Source organism: Lysinibacillus fusiformis (assembly GCF_016925635.1).
Classification (GTDB): domain Bacteria; phylum Bacillota; class Bacilli; order Bacillales_A; family Planococcaceae; genus Lysinibacillus; species Lysinibacillus fusiformis_F.
The window spans coordinates 328443-348087 of the sequence record NZ_CP070490.1 but is presented as its reverse complement, the minus strand read 5'-3'; the positions used below and the strand labels follow the sequence as shown (position 1 = coordinate 348087).

Sequence of the window (19645 nt, the reverse complement as noted above, 5' to 3'; positions counted from 1 at the left end):
TAGAAAAAATATGGGCTTATTCGAGAAAATGTTTGGCAAAAAACCAATCTCGCAAAGTGAAACATCTACTACACGTTTTGAAATGATAGTCGATAATGGTGAAGGTTTTTATGCATGGAATGGCAATTTATATAAATCGGATATTATTCGTGCTGCTATTCGTCCAGCAGTCATTGCTATTGGAAAATTAATACCAAGGCACATTCGAGATAATTCAAGAGGGATGAAGGTATTTCCTGAAAATCATATCAAACGACTATTGAAGCGTCCTAATCCATTAATGACTATGCAAGTATTACAAGAAAAAATGGCTACACAATTGTATTTGAATAACAATGCATTTGCTTATATAAAGAGAGACATTGAAACGCTTTTACCTGTTGCTATTTATCCTTTACCATCATCCACTATTGAAGTTAAAGAAGGAATGTATGGAGATATTTTTTTGAAGTTCTATTTCCCTAACGGTAGTCAACAGCTGATAGCATACAGTGATATTATCCATTTGCGTAGGGATTTTAATGATAATGATTTCTTTTCTGATCCACCAGGAGCAGCGTTAACATCGTTAATGGAAGTTATCACTACAAGTGATCAAGGGATTATTAAGGCTATAAAAAATAGTGCAATCATTCGATGGATATTAAAATTCGCAACAGTGATGCGTGACGAAGATGTGAAGGCTGCTGTTGATAAGTTTAATGATCAATTTCTTACCGTACAAAACTCAGGTGGTGCAGCTGGTGCAGATGGTAAGTACGAATTGAAACAAGTAGATAATAAGGCTTTCGTACCTGACGATAAGCAAGCAATGAATACCGTACAACGCGTGTATTCATTTTTTAATACCAACGATAACATTGTCCAAGCAAAATATAATGAAGACGAATGGAATGCTTATTATGAGATGAATATTGAACCTGTAGCCATGCAATTTGCAGATGAGACAACAGAAAAGCTATTTCTTGATTATGAGAGAAACCGTGGCGACTGCATTATTTATGAAGCATCATCCCTTCAATATGCTAGTATGTCAACCAAATTGGCACTTGTACAGATGGTTGACCGTGGAGCGCTTACGCCTAATGATTGGTGTCGAATTCTCAACTTACCACCAGTTGAAGGAGGAGACAAACCTATTCGTCGCCTAGATACAGTTCAAGTCACTACTAAATCAGAGGGAGGTGATAACGATAATGAAGGAAACTAGGAATTTAACGACGAATGAAATAGATTTACGTGAAGAAAGTGAAGGTAAACGCACTATTAGTGGCTATGCGGTCAAGTGGGAAATGAAATCTCACGCAATGGGTTACTGGAGAAGATTCAAAGAGCAATTCAAGCGAGGCTCTTTTACAGATTCATTAACAATTGATGACCAACTGGCCTTGTGGTCACATGACACATCAAAAGTATTAGGGCGTACTAAAAATGGCACATTACGCTTATACGAAGATGAAATAGGGTTACGATTCGAACTTGAATTACCTAATACAACGCTAGGAAATGACGCATATGAAACTATCAGACGTGGTGATGTTGAAGGTGTCTCCTTTGCATTCCAAATGCAGAAAGAAGAATGGGATGAAAATGATATTGATAATATCATTCGTACTATTTCGAAAGCAAAATTAATAGAAGTTTCACCAGTTGCTTTTCCAGCTTATCCAGATTCTGAAGTACAAGCGCGATCCCATGATCCTTACAAAGAACATTTTAAATCAAAACAACAAAGTAATCGTCGTCAACGATTGCTTCTTAAAACATTACTATAAAAACTTGAGAAAAGAGGTTTTACTAAAATGAATTTACAAGAATTGTTAAAACGAAAAGCTGAAATTCGTGAAATGCTAGCTGATGAAACACGCGATCTTAATCTTGATGATTTAGAAAAAGAACTTCGTGAAATCAATGAAAAAATCGAAGCACATGAACGTCGCTCGCAATTGCAACAACAAGCTACTGACATTGTAAACGGCAATCCTGAAAACCGAACTATTGATACTTTCAATAATACGATTGATGAAAATGAAAACCAAGATACACATGAGGCTGAAAAGCGTGGTTTAGATTTATTAGAAAATCGAGCTATTACTGTTGCCAGTGGTGATTTAGTGTTACCAAAGCACACAGCTAAAGACATCAAAGGTACATTTAATCAAACTTCATCATTAATTGATCGTGTAACGCATGTTCCATTAGAAGGTGGAGAGTCATATGAGCGCCCTTATGAAAAAGGACATGGCACAGGTGACTACTCTTCAGAGAATGCAGAATACAATACAGCAGAGAGCGAGTTTGACTACGCTACTATCTCTAAAACAAAAATCACAGCGTACAGTGAGGAAACAGAAGAAGTTACGAAGCTTCCAGCAGCTAATTATAGCAATGTAATTACGGGAGGCATTAATAAAGCATTACGAAGAAAAATCACTCGTGAAATATTAATCGGTACTGGTGCAGCTGGAAGGTTAGTAGGTATTTTTTCAGAAGCGGCATCAGCAATTTCCGCAGATACAGACATCGAAATTGCTAAAATTGATGCAAGCACTTTAGACAACATTATTTATGCTTATGGTGGAGATGAAGATGTTGAAGATGCAGCAGTTTTAATTCTCAACAAACATGATTTAAAAGCATTTGCAACACTCCGCACTACTGATGGTAAAAAAGTGTATGAAGTTAAACCGTCTGGTAATACAGGGACAATTGATGGTGTACCATTTATCATAAATAGCGCATGTGCATCAATTTCTTCATCAGCAACGGTAGCAGGTGTTTACGCAATGGCTTATGGTCCACTCTCAAATTATGAACTTGCAACTTTCTCACCTACAGAAATCAAACGTTCTACTGACTACAAATTCAAGCAAGGAATGATTGCACACAGAGGGTCAGTCTTTATCGGTGGTAATGTTGTTGCTCAAAATGGTTTCTTACGTGTGAAAAAAGCAGAAGCTATTTAATAAGATAGTGATTAATTAAGTCAACTTACAAAGGAGGCTGTGATGTGAAAAAATATCATGTAATTAGAGCCTTTATCGACAAGACAAACAACGAGGGTTACAACATAGGAGACACGTTCGCATCAGATGATGTTGAACGTGTTTCTTTCTTAACAAAAAAAGGCTATTTGCTGGTATCTAAACAATTGCTACAAGGGAACGCAAAAGTCGATGAAGCACTAATTGCAGAAGCAAAAGTTCTAAAGATTAAGGGCTATACAAAAATGGAAGAGGAAACTCTTCGTAAAGCTATCGACGTTGTGAAGACGAAGAAAGCGAGTGAGAGTGATGGAGAATAAACTTACTCTATTAGAAAAAGTGAAATTTGCAATGCGATTAGACGAGGACGAACATGATGATGAATTAAACGATTTGATTGCAGCAGCTAAAAGGGAAATCATCGAAGTTGGTGCAAGTTCAGAGAAAGTTGTGGATGAAGACGATTTAATTCGACGAGCTTGTATCTTGTATTGTAAGGCTCATTTCGGTTATGACGACAACAAAGAACGTTTCGCCAGTGCATTTGAAAAAATGCTTATAAAACTCTCATTATTAAGTTCTTTTAAGGGGGATAGCAATGAACTATGATCTTGATAAGCGAATTGAAATCCTCACTAATCAAAAGACAAAAAATGAATTGAACGAAACTGTTTATGAATATCTACCTGATAAAAAAATATGGGCAGCGATCATTCCGCAAACAGGTTCGTTGCAAAAGCAAGTTGCTGACACGATTTTAACAAATGTCACGCATAAAATCATCGTGCGATACAACGCTGGCAAAGACATCACAAAAGATATGCCTATCTCGTATAAAGGGCATGAGTTTGAAATTAAATATATTCTCAATCCCTATTTTCGCAATGAGACACTTGAGATCTTTGTTCAGGAGGTGTTGAAGTGAGCATTCAAATGAATGGTTTAACACAATTTCAGCAGGATTTATATGATGTTGCCACCAAGAAATTACCTAAAGAAGCACCAAAATTGATGCGGAAAATTGGTTCAAAGGCAAGAACAACAGTAGCTAAAAAAGCCCGAAGTCTGGTGAAGAAAAAAACAGGTATGTACCATAAAAAATGGAAACGGGGAAAAGTCTTTATCGGTTATCGTGGTGAGATTGTTGTGCGTGTTTATAATTCATCACCTCACGCGCATTTGGTTGAGGATGGCCACTGGATGGTAGACCATGAGGGCAATAAAACAGGTGATTTTGTGCCAGGTAAAAAACCAATGGACAAGGGTATACGAGAATTTGAGACATCGGGAGATGTAGAAAGTGAAACTGTAAAATGGTTAGATGAATTGTTGAGGAAGAATAAATTATGATTACTTTTAAGCAAATCAAGGCGGCAATTAATGAGAAATTACAGTCAAACTTTATTGATATTGATGTTTCTAGTAAATCAGCAAGCAAAGGATTTACACGGCCATCATTTAAAGTAGAACTTGATAATGTGAAGCGTGAGGGCTATTTGACACAAGTTGAAAAGTCTTGCACGGTTCGCATTTTTTATTTTCCTACAGATGAAAATGATAACGTGATTGAATTGTTAGATGTTCAAGAAGCGTTAGGGAATTTATTTGATCTTAAATTTTCTGTAGGAGATCGACATTTGGACATAGGCGAACCTAATTTCATCGAAATTGATGGTGTGCTGCAGTTTGAATTTGATATTTCGTTTGAGGATAAACGAGAAATAGGATATGGAGAAATTGATAATCCAGGATTGATGCAAGAATTAGAGTTGAAAATGAAAAGGAGCTGATAATTGTGGGATTACCTGAAATTATCATTGCATTTAAAAGCAAGGCTGTAACAGCTATGAAGCGAAGCGCTTTAGGAATTGTTACTTTAATATTACGCGACACAACAAACAATGTTCTTTCTAGTAATGTTCAAGTTTACAAAAGCATTGAGGATTTAAAGCCTGGCGATTGGTCTGAAAAGAATATTGATTACATTAAAAAAACTTTATTAGGCACACCGTCTAAGGTAATAGCTATTCGAATGACCGAATCCGAAAGCGATACTCTGCCAAACATACTTAAACTAGCGGGAAGTAGACGTTTCAACTATTTAGCCATGCCCGAGGTAACAGCGCAAGAGGCGGAGGATATTGCTTCTTGGATTAAGTCTAAACGTACAAACGATCACAAAACTTTTAAAGCTGTATTACCTAACCAAGCAGCTGATTCATCGGGAGTTATCAATTTTACTACTGGCAATATTAAAGTAGGCGAAAGAATTTACACTACTGCAGAGTATACAGCACGAATTGCTGGAATCTTAGCAGGTTTACCATTTACTCAATCCTCTACTTATTTTGTGTTGTCAGAGGTTGATAGTATCACAGAAACAGAAACGCCAAATGAGGACATTAATGCTGGCCAACTCATTTTAATTAACGATGGGGAAAAAATTAAAATTGGCCGTGGTGTGAATAGTCTTGTCACTATTACAAGTGATATGAAAGAGGACTATAAAAAGATCAAAATTACTGAAATCATGGACATGATTCACGATGATATTTTCAGCACATTTGAGAATCATTATGTCGGTAAAGTGCCGAATATCTATGATAATCAAGTGTTGTTTATCACATCTATCGGGGCATATTTTAAAGGTTTAGCAAGTGAGGAAATATTAGATCCTAACGCTCAAAACTTTGCGGAAGTTGATGTTGAAACGCAACGTCTAGCCTGGGAAAGCATAGGTACTGATACAACAGATTGGGACGATCAAAAAGTAAAAGAGATGTCTTTCAGCAGTAATGTGTTTTTAGGTGGCGCAGCAAAGCCAGTAGATGCTATGGAAGATTTGAAATTCAACATTGCCATTTGAGGGAGGGTAACAAATGAGTAAATTAAAAGCGAATAAACAGATTAACGGTACATTCGGTACGCTTTGGGTGAACAAGGAAAAATGGATGGACGTAGAATCTTTTGAGGCTACAGTCAATTTTGATTTTGAAGACTCAAATATGTGTGAGGATTTGGCCACTCATAAAAAATTAATGGGTTGGAATGGTGAAGGAACTATTACAGTCAAAAAAGTGTATTCACGTGGAGCGCAATTGATGGGTGAAGCAGCAAAAACAGGTATTATTCCTGACATTGAGCTTATCGGTAAACTTGCTGATCCTGACGCTTATGGTTCAGAGCGTGTATCCATTTCAGAGGTAACGTTCAATTCCATGACTTTAATGAAATTCGAAAAGAAAACAAAAATGGAAGAAGAATTACCATTCAATTTTGCTGATTATGATTTCTTGGATAAAATTGCAGGTTAATTTAACTAATCGGAGGAATAAACAAATGACTACAAAAAAAGAAACTAAACGATTAACAATAACGGATATTTTAAAAGAAAAGGAAAAGTATTCGGTGGACAAACAGGAAACAAAAGATGTAACCATTTCACGTTTGAATGCGGAGGTTTTAATTCGTAAACCTGAAAAATCACTGTGTATGGAAACTTTCCAAATGAATCGTGATGAAGATACAGCCGATTCAGCAGATGCCTACATGGTGTATAACACAATGGTTGAACCTAATTTGAAGGATACAGCACTTCAAGCTGAATTTGGTGTTCGAGAGCCTTTAGAAATCGTTGATAAGATTTTTGAACCTGGCGAGGTTGCTCAACTTGCAGAGTTCGCAATGGAAATGGCAGGTTTCAAGAAAGGCGTAGTAGCAGTTAAAACAGCAAAAAACTAATTGAAAGTGATGATGATTTTTATTTTCTTCATCACTATTTGAAAAAGGGCTTTACTATCGATTACCTATTGAATTTAAGGTATGACGAAAAATTGATCATGATGGCTAGTTTAGATAGAGAATTAGAAGAAATGAAAGCTATGGGTGGAGCAAACTCATAGCTTTTTTGTTGCTAAGGAGGTGGGAGTATGGGGCAACGCGTGATTTCTGCAGTTCTAACATTACGAGATAGGGATTTTTCTAGTAATTTAAGACGCGCAAGTGACAGGGCTGATGACTTTGGACGAGGTATCACAAGAGTTGGAAATCAAATTCAACGCTTTGGACAAGGTGCAACAAGGATATTTAAAACTGTTGGAGCTGGCGTGGCTGCTTTAGGTGCTGCAGGTATTGCAGGGTTTGGGGCTAGTGTTGGGAAAACTATCTTGGACATGGGAAGCTCATTGGATATGTTAGAGGTCCAAACAGGTGCTACAGCTTCGCAAATGGAAGTGTACGGAAGTGCTGCAAAAGAAGTATTCGGCAAAGGGTATGGTGAAAACATCGATGAAGTAACCAATGCTTTAGCGAGAGTAAAACAAAATATGCATAACATCGATAATGGGGAACTTAGTAATGTTACTTCCAAAGCAATGTTATTAGGTAAAACCTTTGATTCTGATGTGAATGAAGTCACTCGTGGTACTAACAATATGATGGAAGCGTTCGGTATATCTGCAGATAAAGCGTTCGATTTGTTCACTGCAGGTGGGCAGAGAGGGCTTAACTTTAGTAATGAAATGTTTGATAATGTTGCAGAGTATTCATCCCTGTTTGGCAACATGGGATATAGTGCCGAGGAATACTTCGGCATTATGGAACGTGGTGCCAAAGCAGGTGTTTACAACTTAGACTATGTAAATGATGTAATGAAAGAGTTCCAAATACGCGTTAAGGACGGTTCAAAATCCACAGATGAAACATTCTCAGCTATGAGTAAATCTACCTTTGATTTATGGGAAAGTTTTAACCGTGGCGAGACATCGGTAGCAGAGGTTGCAAGTGCAGTAACAGCCGAGTTAAAGGGCATGGATGACCAGGTAACGGCCAACCAATTAGCCGTTGCATTATTCGGTACTAAATGGGAAGACCTTGAAGCAGGAGCTATGTACGCAATGCTTGGTTCTAAAGATGCCATGAAGGATTTTGAAGGAGCAACTGAATCAGCTTCTGCCAAAGTGGAAGGAAGTCTTAAAAACAGGTTAATTTCATCCTGGCGAGAACTTCAAGTCGGAATAGCTGATGTTGTAAACGGAGCTGGGGCGCAGGAGTTTTTACAAGGTGTTGCTCAAAAAGCTGATGAATTGGTGCCTAAGATTCAAGGCGTTGTATCAAAAGCCTTTGAATTTGGTAACACAGTTAGGGAAAATTGGGGGCCTATTAAAGAAACTCTTATTGGCGTTGGTACAGCTGTAGGGGTTGTAGCCGCAGGAATGGGAACACTAAAGGTTATTACCACAGTTACTACTATGGTCCAGGGATTTAAAACCGCAATGGGCCTCGCAACGGCTGGACAATGGGCCATGAATACAGCAATGCTTGCGAGTCCTTTGACTTGGGTAGTTGTTGGAATTGCCGCTGTAGTTGCTGCAGGTGTCTTGTTATATCGAAATTGGGATACTGTCAAGGCAAAGGCAGGAGAATTGTGGGCTAAAACCACCGAAGTATTCGGGGGCATTTATGATTGGGCAGCTCAAAAGATTCAGCCAGTAACAAGCTTTTTTAAGAGTCTTTATGATAAATTCATTGATTTTAAAAATGCAATTACTAGTTTTAAACCGCCTGAATGGGTATCAAAAATTGGTGGAGCAATAGGAAAAGGAATAGGCGCAGTTAAAAACTTTGTTGCAGGTTCTCACGCAACAGGTTTAAATAGTGTTCCCTATGATGGATATATTGCCGAACTTCACAAAGGCGAAATGATTATTCCACAGCGTCAGTCGGAGAGAATACGTCAAGCAGGTGGAACAATTGACAACGTGGATCAAATGATGGGCCAACAACCAGCTGTGACAACAAATACTGTAACAACAACGACAACTAACAATACGGAAACAGTAGGTAAAGGGGCAATAAGCATTGTAATTGAAAATATTCATGCTAAAGGCGTAACAGTAGCCGAAGTGATAAATGAACTTGTTCCATTACTAAAACTACATTTGAGCAATATTTAAGGAGGGGATAATTTGGACATTGTTTTTGCTACAAAAGACAGGAAGAAAATTTTGAAATTGCCAATTGTCCCCCCTGATTTAGAGTGGGATAATCCACAAAAGCATGAAACTATGGAAACGATACAAGGGGGAGAGATCCTAATCCCAGGTCTAAGAGGATTAACAACCTTATCCATAGATTCATTTTTCCCTATGAAAAAATATCCTTTCCGTAAAAGTGAAGTACAAGGCAAAGAAGCAATTGAGTTTTTTATGAGTAATAAAACAGTAAGAAAGCCTTTACGAATGGTTGTAAGTACAAAAAAAGGCTTAGAGCTGTTAAATAAATTAATGATAATTGAAAACTTCATATACGGCCCTGATCGAGTCGGAGATATTAAATACAAATTAGATTTAAAAGAGTTTATTGAGGTGGTTAATAAATGACACATGAGTTATTTGTTAATGGTAAAAACATATCTAATCTCGTTGGCGGTTTATCCTGGGCAAGCAATGTTGATTCACTTGGCATGGAATTAAATTTTTCTGCAGCTTCAACGGACACGCAAGGCCTACCAAAGCAAACTGTTTCCATAGGTGACATTGTTGTTTTAAAAGGGAAAAAGGGCGAAATCATGCAGGGGATTGTCTTAGATGAACAAATCAAAGGGAGATCACCACGCGCTTATATTGCGTTTGATTATGGCTTTTATTTAAACAAAAATGAGGCCATTATACAATTCAATAAAATACCTGCAGGTGAAGCCATTAAGAAGTTGCTAAGTCAATTTAATGTAAAATGTTCAGTACCAAAAATCGCTACAAAGATTTCTAAAATCTATAAAGGTGAAGTGGTTAGTGACATCATTAAAGATATATTGGATCAAGTCGAAAAAGAAACAGGCATTAAATATAGAATGGAAATGCGAGGTTCAGAGCTTCATATTGTCAAAGGTTCTGATTTAATCATTTCAGCTAAATTTAATATGGATGCAATCATAAATCCAAGTAGATCACGTTCAGCTGTTGAAATGAAAAATGTTATTCTTGTTGTTTCAGACGATGAAAAGGTAACAAAAGTATTGGCGAAAGCCGAGGATGCCAAGAATAAGTCAAAGTTTGGTGTCATGCAAAAGGTGCATACAGTAGGGAAAAAAGATGTTGCCCAGGCTAAAAATATCGCCAGTAAAATGTTGAAAGAATTAAACAAAATTGTTGAAACAGGTGAAATAGAGCTGATTGGAAATGACGAAGCTCGCGCAGGTCGTGTATTAGTTATTAATGAGCCTATAACTGGCTTAATAGGACGCTATTTCATTAAAACGGTGAATCACACCTCTAATAAAGGCATTCACATGATGAAACTGTCATTGGAGGTGGCGAGTTAATGGACGAGCAAATGGTTGAGTTTGCAAAGATGTTTAAGGAAAGAGACAACCAACCGTATGAGGGTTATATTGTAGGAGAAGTTGTTGAGGATTTCCCTGAAATAGCGATTAAATTGGATGCCCAAAGGATTTTATATAAAGAACATTTGGTGTTTGCTGCTCATATCTTAAAGGATTATGAACGAGAATTTGAGATAGAGGGAGAGATCCAGTTTACAGATGAAAATTGTGGTGAAACCAATGTTGTTAGCTTACATTCCCATAGTATTCAATCTCTGAACGTGGATAGTCAGACACTAAAGGCAAAAGGAAAAATTAAGTGGACTGATACTATTAAAAAAACTGACTTAGTTATTCTCGTCCCGAATGCAGATCACCAAAAGTACATTGTGATTGATAAGGCGGTGACTTTTGATGTTTCCTGATATTACAGAAGAACAAATTCAAACGAATATAGAATCAGACGAAAAGGCTGCCTATTACGGTAAGTCTTTTTTATATGACTTCAAAAAAGGGGACTTTGTAATGCAAAACGGAAAATTTGTAGAGGTCACAGGTAAAGAAGCAATCAAAGTATGGATCGAGAAAATACTAAGAACGGAAAAGTTTCGCTTTAAAGTCTATGATAATGGAACTGAACTACAATATGGTATTACAATCGAAGACTTAATTGTTGGCCGAAGCCTACCGCAATCTTTTGTAGAGTCAGAATTAAAACGTGAAATTCATGAGGCATTACTTCAACACCCTGAAATTGAAAGCCTGGCAGATATGGAGTTTTTAAGAGAAGGTTCTACATTGACTATTTCCTTTACTGTAAATTTATTAAACGGTGATACGTTGCAACAGGAGGTGGAATTTGATTGAAAAATACTGAAACGATTCATAAAGAAATGATGGACGCTATTTCGAATGAGTATCAAAAATCAGAGGGTTCATTCCCATTTGATGCAACGAAGCCCGCAGCTATTCAATTAGAAAAAGTATATTCAGAAGTAGACGAAGTAAAAGCAAAGCTTAACATCGATAATTTAAAAGGTGACGAGCTAGAAATGCGCGTTTATCAGCGCACAGGCATAGAACGAAAACAGGCTACAAAGGCAACAGAATATGTAGAAGTGATCGGCCAAAAAGCTTCAATGATTAATGTAGGTGACAAGGTTGCGGCAGACACTATTTTCTACAGTGCTGTTGAATCGGTCATACTTAATGACGAAGGAAAAGCAACTGTATTAGTAGAGTGTGATCTTGATGGATCAGCAGGGAATGTTCCTGTTGGGGCTATTAGGCTACTACCTGTTACTTTGTCAGGTATTGTTTCAGTTGTAAATCATGTGCCGTTCACAAATGGATATGATGCAGAATCAGACGAGGATTTATTAAAGCGATATTACGAAAGAATCCTTACACCTGCAACGTCAAACAACAAGTATCATTATCGAAATTGGGCAAAGGAAGTAGTCGGTGTGGGTGATGCGAGAGTGTTTCCTCTTTGGGATGGCCCTAACACAGTGAAAGTAATAATTGTTGATGCGAATATGCAGCCAGCAACACAAGAATTAATAGAAATGGTTCAGGAACACATCGATCCAGGTGGTAGAGGGTTAGGTGATGGACAATCATCCCTGGGCGCATTTTGTACAGTGGTGAGCGCAACAACTAAAGCTATTGATATTTCATTCACAGCTACTTTGGCACAGGGATACACTAAAGAGGTGGTATCCGAGAATGTAGGCAAAAGCATCACAAGATACTTAAAAGAAATTGCCTTTGAACAAGGCGTTATTTCTTATGGTCGTATTGGATACGAAATATTAGAAAGCGAGGGCATTATTGATTATGAAAATCTAATCGTGAATGGATCTACCTCTAATATTCCAGTAACAGATGAAGAAATTGCAATTTTAGGTGGTGTAACTATTGATTAGTTATTTACCGTTGTACTTGCGTAAAAGTAAAGTCTTTCAAAATATAATTGATGCAGAACAAAAACAATTTAACAAGATCGATGAAACACTACTCGATGTAAGAAATCAAATGTTTATTGATACAGCTACATGGGGCCTTGCCATCTATGAAAAAGAACTAAAAATAATACCTGCAGCTAATGCAGATTATGAGCAACGCAGAGCAGTAATTAAAGCACGTTGGCAAGCTGATAGTAAAATCGATAGAGCGATACTTGAAGCAATTGCTTCTTCTATATTACAGACAGTGGTAGAAGTTGCTTTTGATGGCCGTATCATTTTTAGTTTTCGTCCTGATGGCAGTAAAGAAATAAAAAATATTAGTACGTTTTATGAAATAGTAGAAGACATTAAGCCGGCTCATTTGCCTATGCAATTAGAAGCTCGTTTGATGTCTTTTGTTATTGAGTTGTCTACTGTGCATTATAACTACGCTATGCCATTACCAATATGCGGTGCGGTTTATTGTGAAGGGTTGCCAGGTAAAGGACATTCTTCAACAGTAGAAATTGAGTCGAAGAAATATAGTGGCGAAGTGCCGTTACCTGTATGTGGTGCTATTTATGCAAATGAGGTGGGATTATGGTAAATCGTATAGTGGTTGACCGAACAATTGAATTTTTAAAGAAAATGATGCACAAAGCGATCATTACAATAGACGGTCTTGCTGTAGAAAAGGAAATACATTCAATAGAAGTAGTAAATGACACTATTAAAGCTTATGTGTATTTAGATGGCCATGGTGCAGTTACAAAAGCAATATTAATAGATGCTCAGGGCATTGAATTAGATAATTATGAATCGCAGATTTCACCAAACCCTAACGGATTGGTAGTTGTGTTTGAATGGGCAATAAATCTAAAAGGGGTGACTAATCTATGATAAACGACAGTTATTCTTTAATTCGTTGGAAAGACATTATTTTTAAAGTTGGTTCGGATGGGAAATTGATTCCAAAGCGTGATAGTAATGGAGAAATTGAAATTGATCCTCTTACTGGCCATACAAAATATGAAACATTATCAGATGGTACACGCATTAAAGCGTCCTTGTTGAATTACATGGATGAAGGAATTTTATACGCTCACAAAGGGATTGATGAATTAAAAACGTTAATTAGACGTTTACAAATTCAACTAGAGCTGGATGGACGTGTACCTGGTAATTCAGGAACCTTTGCTGATCCTTTAGATGGCAGCACAAATAAAATCAAATTAGACAAAGCTTTGACAGACATTATTGAGGCTATTACGGCTGGGACAACTACCTTAAAAGTGGCTAGTGTTGATGGTTTTATACCATTCACACAAGTCACTATTTTTGATGATGTAAATAATGAAGATGTATTAATTACAGCAATCGATACGAGTGCTAAGACTATCACTGTACAGGCTCTTGCATTTGGGTTCAAAAAGGGCGCTAAAGTGGCTCGCAGTAATGTAAATATTGATATTACCAACGCTGAAATGGGTGTCGGTGATTGGCAGACTTATGATGTTCAGTTAGTGGAGGTGGTTTAATTGGCTTGGGCTAAAGTCAAATCTATGTATGTAAAAACTGTTGATAACAGTGCTGACAACCAAGTTATAGATGTTAGTGGCAATGATGTCAATAATGCATTTGTAAAACAGTATCGTGCAGGTGGTGGTGGCACAGAAATCATCACAAATTTAGATTTCAAAAAATATTTTTATAAACTTGTGAATGAAGCATATGGTAGTATTTCGAATGAAATAAGATATCGGATAAACTATCAAGGCGATAACTTGACTCTTAAACCAGGTGATGAAGTAATACTCGATAAAGGAAAATCGTATGGGACATTTAAAGCTGTTAGAACAAACTGGTCTACAGAATTAAACTTATATGCTATGCTCATAAACGCTTTGCCGACAGTTTTATTAAGTACACCATCAAATAACTTAACTCTTTACGAAAATGACAGTTTGAATATTACTGGCACTACAAACGATACTGACCCTAACCAGTCAGTTACAGCTTATTATCAAATTGATGATAATCCCAAACGGGTATTAGCGACAAATTTAAGCCAGATGCAAATCCCGCTGTCAAAGCAACTAATATTTAAAGGCAGCAAGTTATTTGACGGAGAGGTCGCTATTACAGGAGTTTTAGCTGATGGAGTAGCCCATTCACTTAAAGTTTGGGCAGTTGATAGCGAAGGTGGACAATCTACCACTGTAGAGCGTACATTTTATGTTGTACCTAACCGAGCACCATTACTTTCAGTGGACACCATCATACCTAGTGGAATTATAGATACAGATAAATTTACAATCAGTGGAACTTCAGGCGATCCGGACGCGAACGCTAATGTAAAAGTGTCTTATAGAATCAATACAGGTAATGCGGTAGATATCTATGATGGTTCAGGAGGGGCATGGGAGTTCGAAATATCGCTTTCTCAGCTAGTTGTTGGCGAAAATACAATTATTGTTGAGGTAGTTGATAATTATGGTGCAAAGACTAGTAAGACGATAAAACTTAATAAAAACACAGTGAAAACACCTATTTTGCAATCCGTAGCCCGTTATAAAATTGAGCCACCAAAAGGATCAGCAAAGGGTGTTTTATTATTTATTGAGCGTGACGCAGATTTGGTAGTAAAAGTCGAGTTGTCAATGACTTTGACAGGAGAACAGGAACAATACATCACCCTCACACCAGTTAATACTGCACCGACAAATAGTGGCACTGTAGAAGATACTTTCGAACACACAGTTTCAGAAGAGAAGCAAAACATTATTCTGAAAATCACACCATCACGTACAGATTTATCGTTCAATCATAAAATTCATCTTATTTCGGGGGCGGTGGACTAAATGCCATTTGAGTACAAAGTACGTAATCCAGACGGAACTATTGGTGGAATAAAAAAATTCGGGATTGAAGAAACAGCAGAGGAAAAGGCTGTTCGTTTAGAGCAAGAAAATAAATTATTGCTTGGTAGCATGATGGAAATGTCATCTTATATGGCAATGCAAGAACAACGTCTTGAAGGACAAGAAAATGCTATTATGGAACTTTCCACATTAATTGCAATGTCGCTACCTGGAGGTGAAAATGATGTTTAATGAAAACAGTGGCTTAGTCGGAATTTGGTGCAATTTTGTTAAAACGAATCCTGACAAGCGCGAGGAGGTACCTAATCTATCTAATTTACGTGAAGTTGTTTATAAGAAGCTAGACGAAGGAGAAACGCAAGCATAGCTTAGCGTTATTTTTATTGTCATTTTTAGAAGGGAATCCTTTCATTTTGTCGAAAGAGTAGGTGAAAGGGGAGGATAACATGTCTGTTAGTACAGAAAGAAGTGGAATGACGTATTCAGAAGAAGAAAAAGCATTTTTTGAAAATGTTGCAAAGGTAATTTCTGATCGAGAGGAAATGGAAAGAATTTCTCCTTATATTGCGGCAGGAATGCAAAGGGAAGTAGGAGCAATTCAAAAACAAATTGAAATCCGTAAAGGTTGGCATTACAGACAATAAACTAAGCACTCTCAACTGAGGGTGCTTTTATTATGCGCTATGAGACCAATCAAGATGGGCAATGTTACTTAATCTCAATGCTTCTCATGGTACATTAACATTTTGTCTAAAATATTTAACCTAAATTTAATGTTGATAGAATATACTAGAATTGGGGAAATAAATTTTGAAGATCTACTGCTGACGGATCGCCGTATGCGATGAAAGTCGCCTGTACGGTGAAGGCTCGTTATAAAACCGATATATAGAGAAGGTATAAGACGAGAATAGCAACGTAAATGTAAACGCGGTTCCATTAACTATAGGTTCTAGTTCTAGTATCCACCAGGTAGTAAGGTCTACACCTTTTGTATTTAGTTTTAATGATGATTTGGCTTGGAGAGCTGCATTTACGAGCTTCACGTTTACTCATAATATGTATGGATCTAATGTCTTTGATTACACAAATGAGGCTAAATTTACCAACGGACAACTTGAGTTTCTAAATCGTAGGTTCCTTCAAGATGGAACTTGGATAATAACTATTAAAGCTACAGGGTACCCAGATACAATTGTCACGGTTATTTCAGGCCTATAATGGTGAGTTAATTTAGTATTAATTAGTTTTATTGCACTCTCTATTGAGGGTGCTTTTACTATAATGATAAACATTTGTCCCATATTGTTCAGTAACTGACCATACTTAAGTAAAAACTTTTTTGTCTTTTTATTTTCATCATTAGAAGGAAAATCATACCATTTGTAGAATTTGGTAATTAAAAGGGAGATGATGATAATGAATATATCGGTAAAATTTATTTATAATGCTACTATAAATTCTCCGATAGAAAAAGGTTTCGAAATAATGTATTTTGATGATTACTCTTATGAAGATTTAGAAGATGGTACTTTGGAAGAGCGTGTATTGATTGATTTAATTATTAAAGAATTAAAGAGACAATATGGTTATTACAGTATAAAAGTTACCGGAATTTCTGAATTATAAGCACTCTCAACTGAGGGTGCTTTTTATTATGCGCTATGAGAACAATCGAGACGGGCAACAGTACATGTTACTGAATCTCGATGCTTCTCATAGCTTTTTAATTTTAATTGAATAGGGCAAAGGATTGGTGATGGAATGGATGTAGCTGCAGTAAATGAAATTGCTACAAGCCAAGCAGTATGGGCGATAGCTTGTTTAATTATAGCGTTTGGGGCATTTCGCTATTTAATAAGCAAAAATGATAATCTAATGAACCGAGCAGAAGAACGAGAAAACAAATTAATGGACCATCTAGAACGGTCAAATGAATCACAAGAAAGAACAGCAATCGCACTAGAAGGTATGAACCGATCGCTGAACGTATTAGAAGGTCGAGTGGACCGTATCGAAAAACACTCGCTCAAACATAAAAACAATGAAAAGGATGATGAATAATGGATTTAACAAACATTTTTATGATTGCAATGGTGATGGTGGCTATCGTATTAGCCGTTTCAGAGGTACTGAAAAAGACATTTAAAATTAATACACAATACATGCCAATCACGTCGGTAGTGATTGGTATTTTTATTGGGATAGTTTGTTGGCCGTTATCAGAGTATCCAGCATACGTCATGTTGATGGCTGGCTTTGTGGCTGGTCTAACAGCTTCAGGAACGTTCGATTTGCTCAAGGCTGCTAAAAAAGAAGGTGAGCAGTAATGACAAGGCCACAAAAAATAGAATTCCACGTAGGGCATTATGGGGATGGTACGGGTGCCAATAGTTTAATTGATGAAGTACAATATGCTCGTAAATTTATCAAACGAATTTACGACATTTGTATTGCGAATGGTGTACCAGCGACTTATTACGAAGATAAAATTTCGAAGAATCAAATTCAAAATATCAATAATTTAATTGCTCATCATAATGCAGATCGAAATGGATTTATCGTATCTGGCCATCTTAATGCTAGTGGATCTGTAACAGATCAAGCCATTGGAGCTGAGGTGCTATATTATGACCAAGTAGCTATAGCAAAAGAAATAGTAGATGCCATTTGTAGTGTTAGTGGATTGAAGAACCGAGGAGCTAAAAAACGTACAGATTTAGGTGTGCTTGTAAGAACTTATGAACCTGCCATACTTATTGAATTCGGGTTTGTTAACAGTAAAAAAGATATTGAATTAATGGACCAACACTTTGAGCCTATTTGCCAAGCTGTAGCAACAGTGTTAGCTGCACATATTGGATACACCATAAAAAAGGAGGGAGTACCAGTGGCACAGACTACAGAAGCTAAAGTTATATTCAATGATTGCAAAACCATTCCTGCCATTATTAAAGACAATAGGACTTACGTGCAAGTCCGTGAGATTGCTGGTTTGTTAGGTCTTAAACTCGTATATAACAACGAAAGTAAAACCACAAAGTTGTATGAGGTAAAATAATCTATTTAAAATGCCCAGGAACTCAATTAATTGAACTGCTCCCCTTAGATAAACAGATTTTATTTTTTAATCTGTCTACCTAATAGGGAGCATATCATATGAGTACCTGGTCATTTTTTATTTCTACCTTTGTTTATTGCCCTATTCAAAGTAAGAATACCAATAAGCATTACGATACCGCCAACTATCCTTAAAGTTATATTTTTAGCCATTGCATCTTCAACTGTTATATTCATTAATAGACTTCCAAAAATAATGAATACCAATCCAAATGCACCTATTATAAATCTCATGTTAAATCCCTAGTAACTGCTTTTTCTTCGCATCAAATTCTTCCTGAGTTATTAATTCGTCCTCTAATAGTTCCTTTAATTCACGGATCTCGTCAGCGACATCATACATATCCTTTTCCACTTTACCTGCAGGAGCAGAAGATGTTTTTGCCATTGCCTTTAGATTTTCAATCCCACTCTTAATTTCAAGTGCTATATGTGCTGGCACATCGTCAATGATTGCTTTGTTTCCAGTAGATACAATTTCAATAGTAGAGTAAACAAGCTTATTAGAAATGTTAATACTGCTAATTGAAGCTAAAGGAATGCTTCTTTCATCGTTTGAAACAATGCCTTTGATTTCATGTAATAAAATACGTTTGTCAGTTACATAAAGCTGTTTTGTACCTTTAACAGATGCACAAACAGCGAGTAGTGTTTCACCTTGATCTGTTAAACGATCATCAAACATTTGAATTTGTTTTGCCATTGCTTTCTTCTTGCCAAAGCCAGCAAATTTAATAGTTTCTGCGATTGTATCCATGTCATGCACCCCTTACAGATATTTGTAATCTTATATTATAGAAAATCCTGTAAATAGTACACATAAAAAGCTACTCCTTTGATTTGAGTAGCTTGAGATAATTATTGAATTTGTTTAAGAGCTTCATTCATTTGTTCTTCATTAGATTTTACAGCTTCACTATCTACAGTATCGACACCACGATATGTATATTTCATGTTTTGGAGGTAATCAAAAGCGAAGTCTTTTATTGCTCCTTCACTATCTTTCTCAACATAATAAGATTTAAAAATATTTGTTAACATACGTTCATGATTATCGATTTCACTTAGGTAGTTACCAGATTTATAGTCGTCAACAATATACGTTGAAAATTCTTTAACTTCTGAATCAGTTGCAGTATATTCCATTAGCATTTTTTCAAGTGCATAAAACTTATCAGCAGCAGTATCAGAATTTGAAGCTAATTTTGAGATTTCCTCCTGCCAATTAAACACCTCAGTATTTGTATCAGCTTGTTTAGTATTCGTATCAGTTTGTGCAGTAGTTGAAGTATTCTCTTTAGGAGCAGTTTCTTCTCCACATGCAGTTAGTAAAAGTGCTGATAAAACACCAACATAAAAAAATTTTTTCATAGTTTAAAATCCTCCCTC

32 protein-coding genes are annotated in these 19645 nt (G+C 36.6%); 29 read left to right on the top strand and 3 right to left on the bottom strand.

What is annotated here, in order from left to right:
• Positions 1-10 precede the first annotated feature (10 nt).
• The 29 genes from JTI58_RS01675 to JTI58_RS01535 all read left to right on the top strand — a co-directional run bounded on the left by JTI58_RS01675 (position 11) and on the right by JTI58_RS01535 (position 18197).
• The gene (locus tag JTI58_RS01675; protein ID WP_205444786.1) at positions 11-1210 is read left to right on the top strand and encodes a phage portal protein; all 1200 of its coding nucleotides are present in this window, start codon (positions 11-13) and stop codon (positions 1208-1210) included.
• Complete coding sequence (locus JTI58_RS01670; protein WP_205444784.1) at positions 1197-1775, top strand: HK97 family phage prohead protease; 579 nt, start codon at positions 1197-1199, stop codon at positions 1773-1775. Before JTI58_RS01675 ends, JTI58_RS01670 begins: the two co-directional genes overlap by 14 nt.
• A 27-nt stretch (positions 1776-1802) precedes the next feature.
• Complete coding sequence (locus tag JTI58_RS01665) at positions 1803-2966, top strand: phage major capsid protein (RefSeq protein WP_205444782.1); 1164 nt, start codon at positions 1803-1805, stop codon at positions 2964-2966.
• 44 nt (positions 2967-3010) lie between these two features.
• Positions 3011-3304, top strand: coding sequence for a hypothetical protein (locus JTI58_RS01660; protein ID WP_205444780.1), 294 nt, complete (start codon positions 3011-3013; stop codon positions 3302-3304).
• Positions 3294-3593 (top strand): head-tail connector protein, encoded by a 300-nt coding sequence (locus JTI58_RS01655; RefSeq protein WP_205444778.1) that lies wholly within the window; start codon positions 3294-3296, stop codon positions 3591-3593. The genes JTI58_RS01660 and JTI58_RS01655 overlap by 11 nt, the downstream gene beginning before the upstream one ends.
• Entirely contained in the window at positions 3583-3909 is a 327-nt protein-coding gene (locus JTI58_RS01650) for a phage head closure protein (protein ID WP_205444777.1), read from the top strand. Before JTI58_RS01655 ends, JTI58_RS01650 begins: the two co-directional genes overlap by 11 nt.
• Positions 3906-4334, top strand: a complete 429-nt coding sequence (locus tag JTI58_RS01645; protein ID WP_205444775.1) for an HK97 gp10 family phage protein — start codon at positions 3906-3908, stop codon at positions 4332-4334. The genes JTI58_RS01650 and JTI58_RS01645 overlap by 4 nt, the downstream gene beginning before the upstream one ends.
• A complete protein-coding gene (locus JTI58_RS01640; RefSeq protein ID WP_205444774.1) occupies positions 4331-4774 on the top strand; it encodes a phage tail terminator family protein in 444 nt (147 codons plus the stop codon). The genes JTI58_RS01645 and JTI58_RS01640 overlap by 4 nt, the downstream gene beginning before the upstream one ends.
• A 5-nt stretch (positions 4775-4779) precedes the next feature.
• Entirely contained in the window at positions 4780-5850 is a 1071-nt protein-coding gene (locus tag JTI58_RS01635; RefSeq protein ID WP_243456279.1) for a phage tail sheath C-terminal domain-containing protein, read from the top strand.
• Between the two features lie 13 nt (positions 5851-5863).
• The gene (locus tag JTI58_RS01630; RefSeq protein ID WP_205444773.1) at positions 5864-6298 is read left to right on the top strand and encodes a phage tail tube protein; all 435 of its coding nucleotides are present in this window, start codon (positions 5864-5866) and stop codon (positions 6296-6298) included.
• Positions 6299-6323: 25 nt separating this feature from the next.
• Positions 6324-6725, top strand: a complete 402-nt coding sequence (locus tag JTI58_RS01625) for a phage tail assembly chaperone (RefSeq protein WP_205444772.1) — start codon at positions 6324-6326, stop codon at positions 6723-6725.
• 188 nt (positions 6726-6913) lie between these two features.
• Positions 6914-8938, top strand: coding sequence for a phage tail tape measure protein (locus JTI58_RS01620; RefSeq protein WP_205444771.1), 2025 nt, complete (start codon positions 6914-6916; stop codon positions 8936-8938).
• A 12-nt stretch (positions 8939-8950) separates the two neighbouring features.
• Positions 8951-9364, top strand: coding sequence for a hypothetical protein (locus tag JTI58_RS01615; RefSeq protein WP_205444770.1), 414 nt, complete (start codon positions 8951-8953; stop codon positions 9362-9364).
• Positions 9361-10305: an XkdQ/YqbQ family protein gene (locus tag JTI58_RS01610; protein ID WP_205444769.1), complete on the top strand. Its 945-nt coding sequence runs from the start codon at positions 9361-9363 to the stop codon at positions 10303-10305. The genes JTI58_RS01615 and JTI58_RS01610 overlap by 4 nt, the downstream gene beginning before the upstream one ends.
• Entirely contained in the window at positions 10305-10730 is a 426-nt protein-coding gene (locus JTI58_RS01605) for a DUF2577 family protein (protein WP_205444768.1), read from the top strand. Before JTI58_RS01610 ends, JTI58_RS01605 begins: the two co-directional genes overlap by 1 nt.
• Positions 10720-11172, top strand: coding sequence for a DUF2634 domain-containing protein (locus JTI58_RS01600; protein ID WP_205444767.1), 453 nt, complete (start codon positions 10720-10722; stop codon positions 11170-11172). The genes JTI58_RS01605 and JTI58_RS01600 overlap by 11 nt, the downstream gene beginning before the upstream one ends.
• Entirely contained in the window at positions 11169-12233 is a 1065-nt protein-coding gene (locus JTI58_RS01595; protein ID WP_243456277.1) for a baseplate J/gp47 family protein, read from the top strand. The genes JTI58_RS01600 and JTI58_RS01595 overlap by 4 nt, the downstream gene beginning before the upstream one ends.
• Positions 12226-12861: a putative phage tail protein gene (locus tag JTI58_RS01590; protein ID WP_205444765.1), complete on the top strand. Its 636-nt coding sequence runs from the start codon at positions 12226-12228 to the stop codon at positions 12859-12861. The genes JTI58_RS01595 and JTI58_RS01590 overlap by 8 nt, the downstream gene beginning before the upstream one ends.
• Positions 12855-13154, top strand: a complete 300-nt coding sequence (locus JTI58_RS01585; protein ID WP_205444764.1) for a hypothetical protein — start codon at positions 12855-12857, stop codon at positions 13152-13154. The genes JTI58_RS01590 and JTI58_RS01585 overlap by 7 nt, the downstream gene beginning before the upstream one ends.
• Positions 13151-13792: a hypothetical protein gene (locus tag JTI58_RS01580; protein ID WP_205444762.1), complete on the top strand. Its 642-nt coding sequence runs from the start codon at positions 13151-13153 to the stop codon at positions 13790-13792. Before JTI58_RS01585 ends, JTI58_RS01580 begins: the two co-directional genes overlap by 4 nt.
• Entirely contained in the window at positions 13793-15115 is a 1323-nt protein-coding gene (locus tag JTI58_RS01575; protein WP_205444761.1) for a PKD/REJ-like domain-containing protein, read from the top strand.
• Positions 15116-15367: a hypothetical protein gene (locus JTI58_RS01570; RefSeq protein ID WP_205444760.1), complete on the top strand. Its 252-nt coding sequence runs from the start codon at positions 15116-15118 to the stop codon at positions 15365-15367.
• Complete coding sequence (locus JTI58_RS01565; protein WP_205444759.1) at positions 15360-15503, top strand: hypothetical protein; 144 nt, start codon at positions 15360-15362, stop codon at positions 15501-15503. Before JTI58_RS01570 ends, JTI58_RS01565 begins: the two co-directional genes overlap by 8 nt.
• Positions 15504-15582: 79 nt before the next feature.
• A complete protein-coding gene (locus tag JTI58_RS01560) occupies positions 15583-15780 on the top strand; it encodes a hypothetical protein (RefSeq protein WP_205444758.1) in 198 nt (65 codons plus the stop codon).
• Positions 15781-16081: 301 nt separating this feature from the next.
• Complete coding sequence (locus JTI58_RS25180) at positions 16082-16357, top strand: hemoblobin-interacting domain-containing protein (protein WP_431844406.1); 276 nt, start codon at positions 16082-16084, stop codon at positions 16355-16357.
• A 198-nt stretch (positions 16358-16555) separates the two neighbouring features.
• Positions 16556-16765, top strand: coding sequence for a hypothetical protein (locus tag JTI58_RS01550; protein ID WP_173477983.1), 210 nt, complete (start codon positions 16556-16558; stop codon positions 16763-16765).
• A gap of 135 nt (positions 16766-16900) precedes the next feature.
• Positions 16901-17200: a hypothetical protein gene (locus tag JTI58_RS01545; protein WP_173477982.1), complete on the top strand. Its 300-nt coding sequence runs from the start codon at positions 16901-16903 to the stop codon at positions 17198-17200.
• On the top strand, positions 17200-17466 hold the full coding sequence (locus JTI58_RS01540; protein ID WP_205444757.1) for a holin: 267 nt from the start codon (positions 17200-17202) through the stop codon (positions 17464-17466). The genes JTI58_RS01545 and JTI58_RS01540 overlap by 1 nt, the downstream gene beginning before the upstream one ends.
• Positions 17466-18197, top strand: coding sequence for an N-acetylmuramoyl-L-alanine amidase (locus JTI58_RS01535; RefSeq protein ID WP_205444756.1), 732 nt, complete (start codon positions 17466-17468; stop codon positions 18195-18197). Before JTI58_RS01540 ends, JTI58_RS01535 begins: the two co-directional genes overlap by 1 nt.
• A 110-nt stretch (positions 18198-18307) precedes the next feature.
• Here the strand turns inward: JTI58_RS01535 and JTI58_RS25010 are convergent, their stop codons facing one another.
• The 3 genes from JTI58_RS25010 to JTI58_RS01525 all read right to left on the bottom strand — a co-directional run bounded on the left by JTI58_RS25010 (position 18308) and on the right by JTI58_RS01525 (position 19627).
• Positions 18308-18433: a hypothetical protein gene (locus tag JTI58_RS25010; protein WP_279381300.1), complete on the bottom strand. Its 126-nt coding sequence runs from the start codon at positions 18431-18433 to the stop codon at positions 18308-18310.
• Between the two features lie 58 nt (positions 18434-18491).
• Positions 18492-19013 (bottom strand): PH domain-containing protein, encoded by a 522-nt coding sequence (locus JTI58_RS01530; RefSeq protein WP_205447032.1) that lies wholly within the window; start codon positions 19011-19013, stop codon positions 18492-18494.
• A 101-nt stretch (positions 19014-19114) separates the two neighbouring features.
• Positions 19115-19627 carry a hypothetical protein gene (locus JTI58_RS01525; protein WP_205444755.1) on the bottom strand — a complete coding sequence of 171 codons (513 nt, stop codon included), beginning with the start codon at positions 19625-19627 and terminating at the stop codon, positions 19115-19117.
• Between the last annotated feature and the right edge of the window lie 18 nt (positions 19628-19645).

Bases quoted from the DNA above. Each gene is read 5' to 3' on its own strand.
- JTI58_RS01675 (WP_205444786.1), top strand. From the start codon at position 11: ATGGGCTTATTCGAGAAAATGTTTGGCAAAAAACCAATCTCGCAAAGT.
- JTI58_RS01670 (WP_205444784.1), top strand. From the start codon at position 1,197: ATGAAGGAAACTAGGAATTTAACGACGAATGAAATAGATTTACGTGAA.
- JTI58_RS01665 (WP_205444782.1), top strand. From the start codon at position 1,803: ATGAATTTACAAGAATTGTTAAAACGAAAAGCTGAAATTCGTGAAATG.
- JTI58_RS01655 (WP_205444778.1), top strand. From the start codon at position 3,294: ATGGAGAATAAACTTACTCTATTAGAAAAAGTGAAATTTGCAATGCGA.
- JTI58_RS01650 (WP_205444777.1), top strand. From the start codon at position 3,583: ATGAACTATGATCTTGATAAGCGAATTGAAATCCTCACTAATCAAAAG.
- JTI58_RS01640 (WP_205444774.1), top strand. From the start codon at position 4,331: ATGATTACTTTTAAGCAAATCAAGGCGGCAATTAATGAGAAATTACAG.
- JTI58_RS01630 (WP_205444773.1), top strand. From the start codon at position 5,864: ATGAGTAAATTAAAAGCGAATAAACAGATTAACGGTACATTCGGTACG.
- JTI58_RS01625 (WP_205444772.1), top strand. From the start codon at position 6,324: ATGACTACAAAAAAAGAAACTAAACGATTAACAATAACGGATATTTTA.
- JTI58_RS01620 (WP_205444771.1), top strand. From the start codon at position 6,914: ATGGGGCAACGCGTGATTTCTGCAGTTCTAACATTACGAGATAGGGAT.
- JTI58_RS01610 (WP_205444769.1), top strand. From the start codon at position 9,361: ATGACACATGAGTTATTTGTTAATGGTAAAAACATATCTAATCTCGTT.
- JTI58_RS01605 (WP_205444768.1), top strand. From the start codon at position 10,305: ATGGACGAGCAAATGGTTGAGTTTGCAAAGATGTTTAAGGAAAGAGAC.
- JTI58_RS01600 (WP_205444767.1), top strand. From the start codon at position 10,720: ATGTTTCCTGATATTACAGAAGAACAAATTCAAACGAATATAGAATCA.
- JTI58_RS01585 (WP_205444764.1), top strand. From the start codon at position 12,855: ATGGTAAATCGTATAGTGGTTGACCGAACAATTGAATTTTTAAAGAAA.
- JTI58_RS01580 (WP_205444762.1), top strand. From the start codon at position 13,151: ATGATAAACGACAGTTATTCTTTAATTCGTTGGAAAGACATTATTTTT.
- JTI58_RS01570 (WP_205444760.1), top strand. From the start codon at position 15,116: ATGCCATTTGAGTACAAAGTACGTAATCCAGACGGAACTATTGGTGGA.
- JTI58_RS01565 (WP_205444759.1), top strand. From the start codon at position 15,360: ATGTTTAATGAAAACAGTGGCTTAGTCGGAATTTGGTGCAATTTTGTT.
- JTI58_RS01560 (WP_205444758.1), top strand. From the start codon at position 15,583: ATGTCTGTTAGTACAGAAAGAAGTGGAATGACGTATTCAGAAGAAGAA.
- JTI58_RS01550 (WP_173477983.1), top strand. From the start codon at position 16,556: ATGAATATATCGGTAAAATTTATTTATAATGCTACTATAAATTCTCCG.
- JTI58_RS01545 (WP_173477982.1), top strand. From the start codon at position 16,901: ATGGATGTAGCTGCAGTAAATGAAATTGCTACAAGCCAAGCAGTATGG.
- JTI58_RS01540 (WP_205444757.1), top strand. From the start codon at position 17,200: ATGGATTTAACAAACATTTTTATGATTGCAATGGTGATGGTGGCTATC.
- JTI58_RS01535 (WP_205444756.1), top strand. From the start codon at position 17,466: ATGACAAGGCCACAAAAAATAGAATTCCACGTAGGGCATTATGGGGAT.
- JTI58_RS25010 (WP_279381300.1), bottom strand. From the start codon at position 18,433: ATGAATATAACAGTTGAAGATGCAATGGCTAAAAATATAACTTTAAGG.
- JTI58_RS01530 (WP_205447032.1), bottom strand. From the start codon at position 19,013: ATGGATACAATCGCAGAAACTATTAAATTTGCTGGCTTTGGCAAGAAG.
- JTI58_RS01525 (WP_205444755.1), bottom strand. From the start codon at position 19,627: ATGAAAAAATTTTTTTATGTTGGTGTTTTATCAGCACTTTTACTAACT.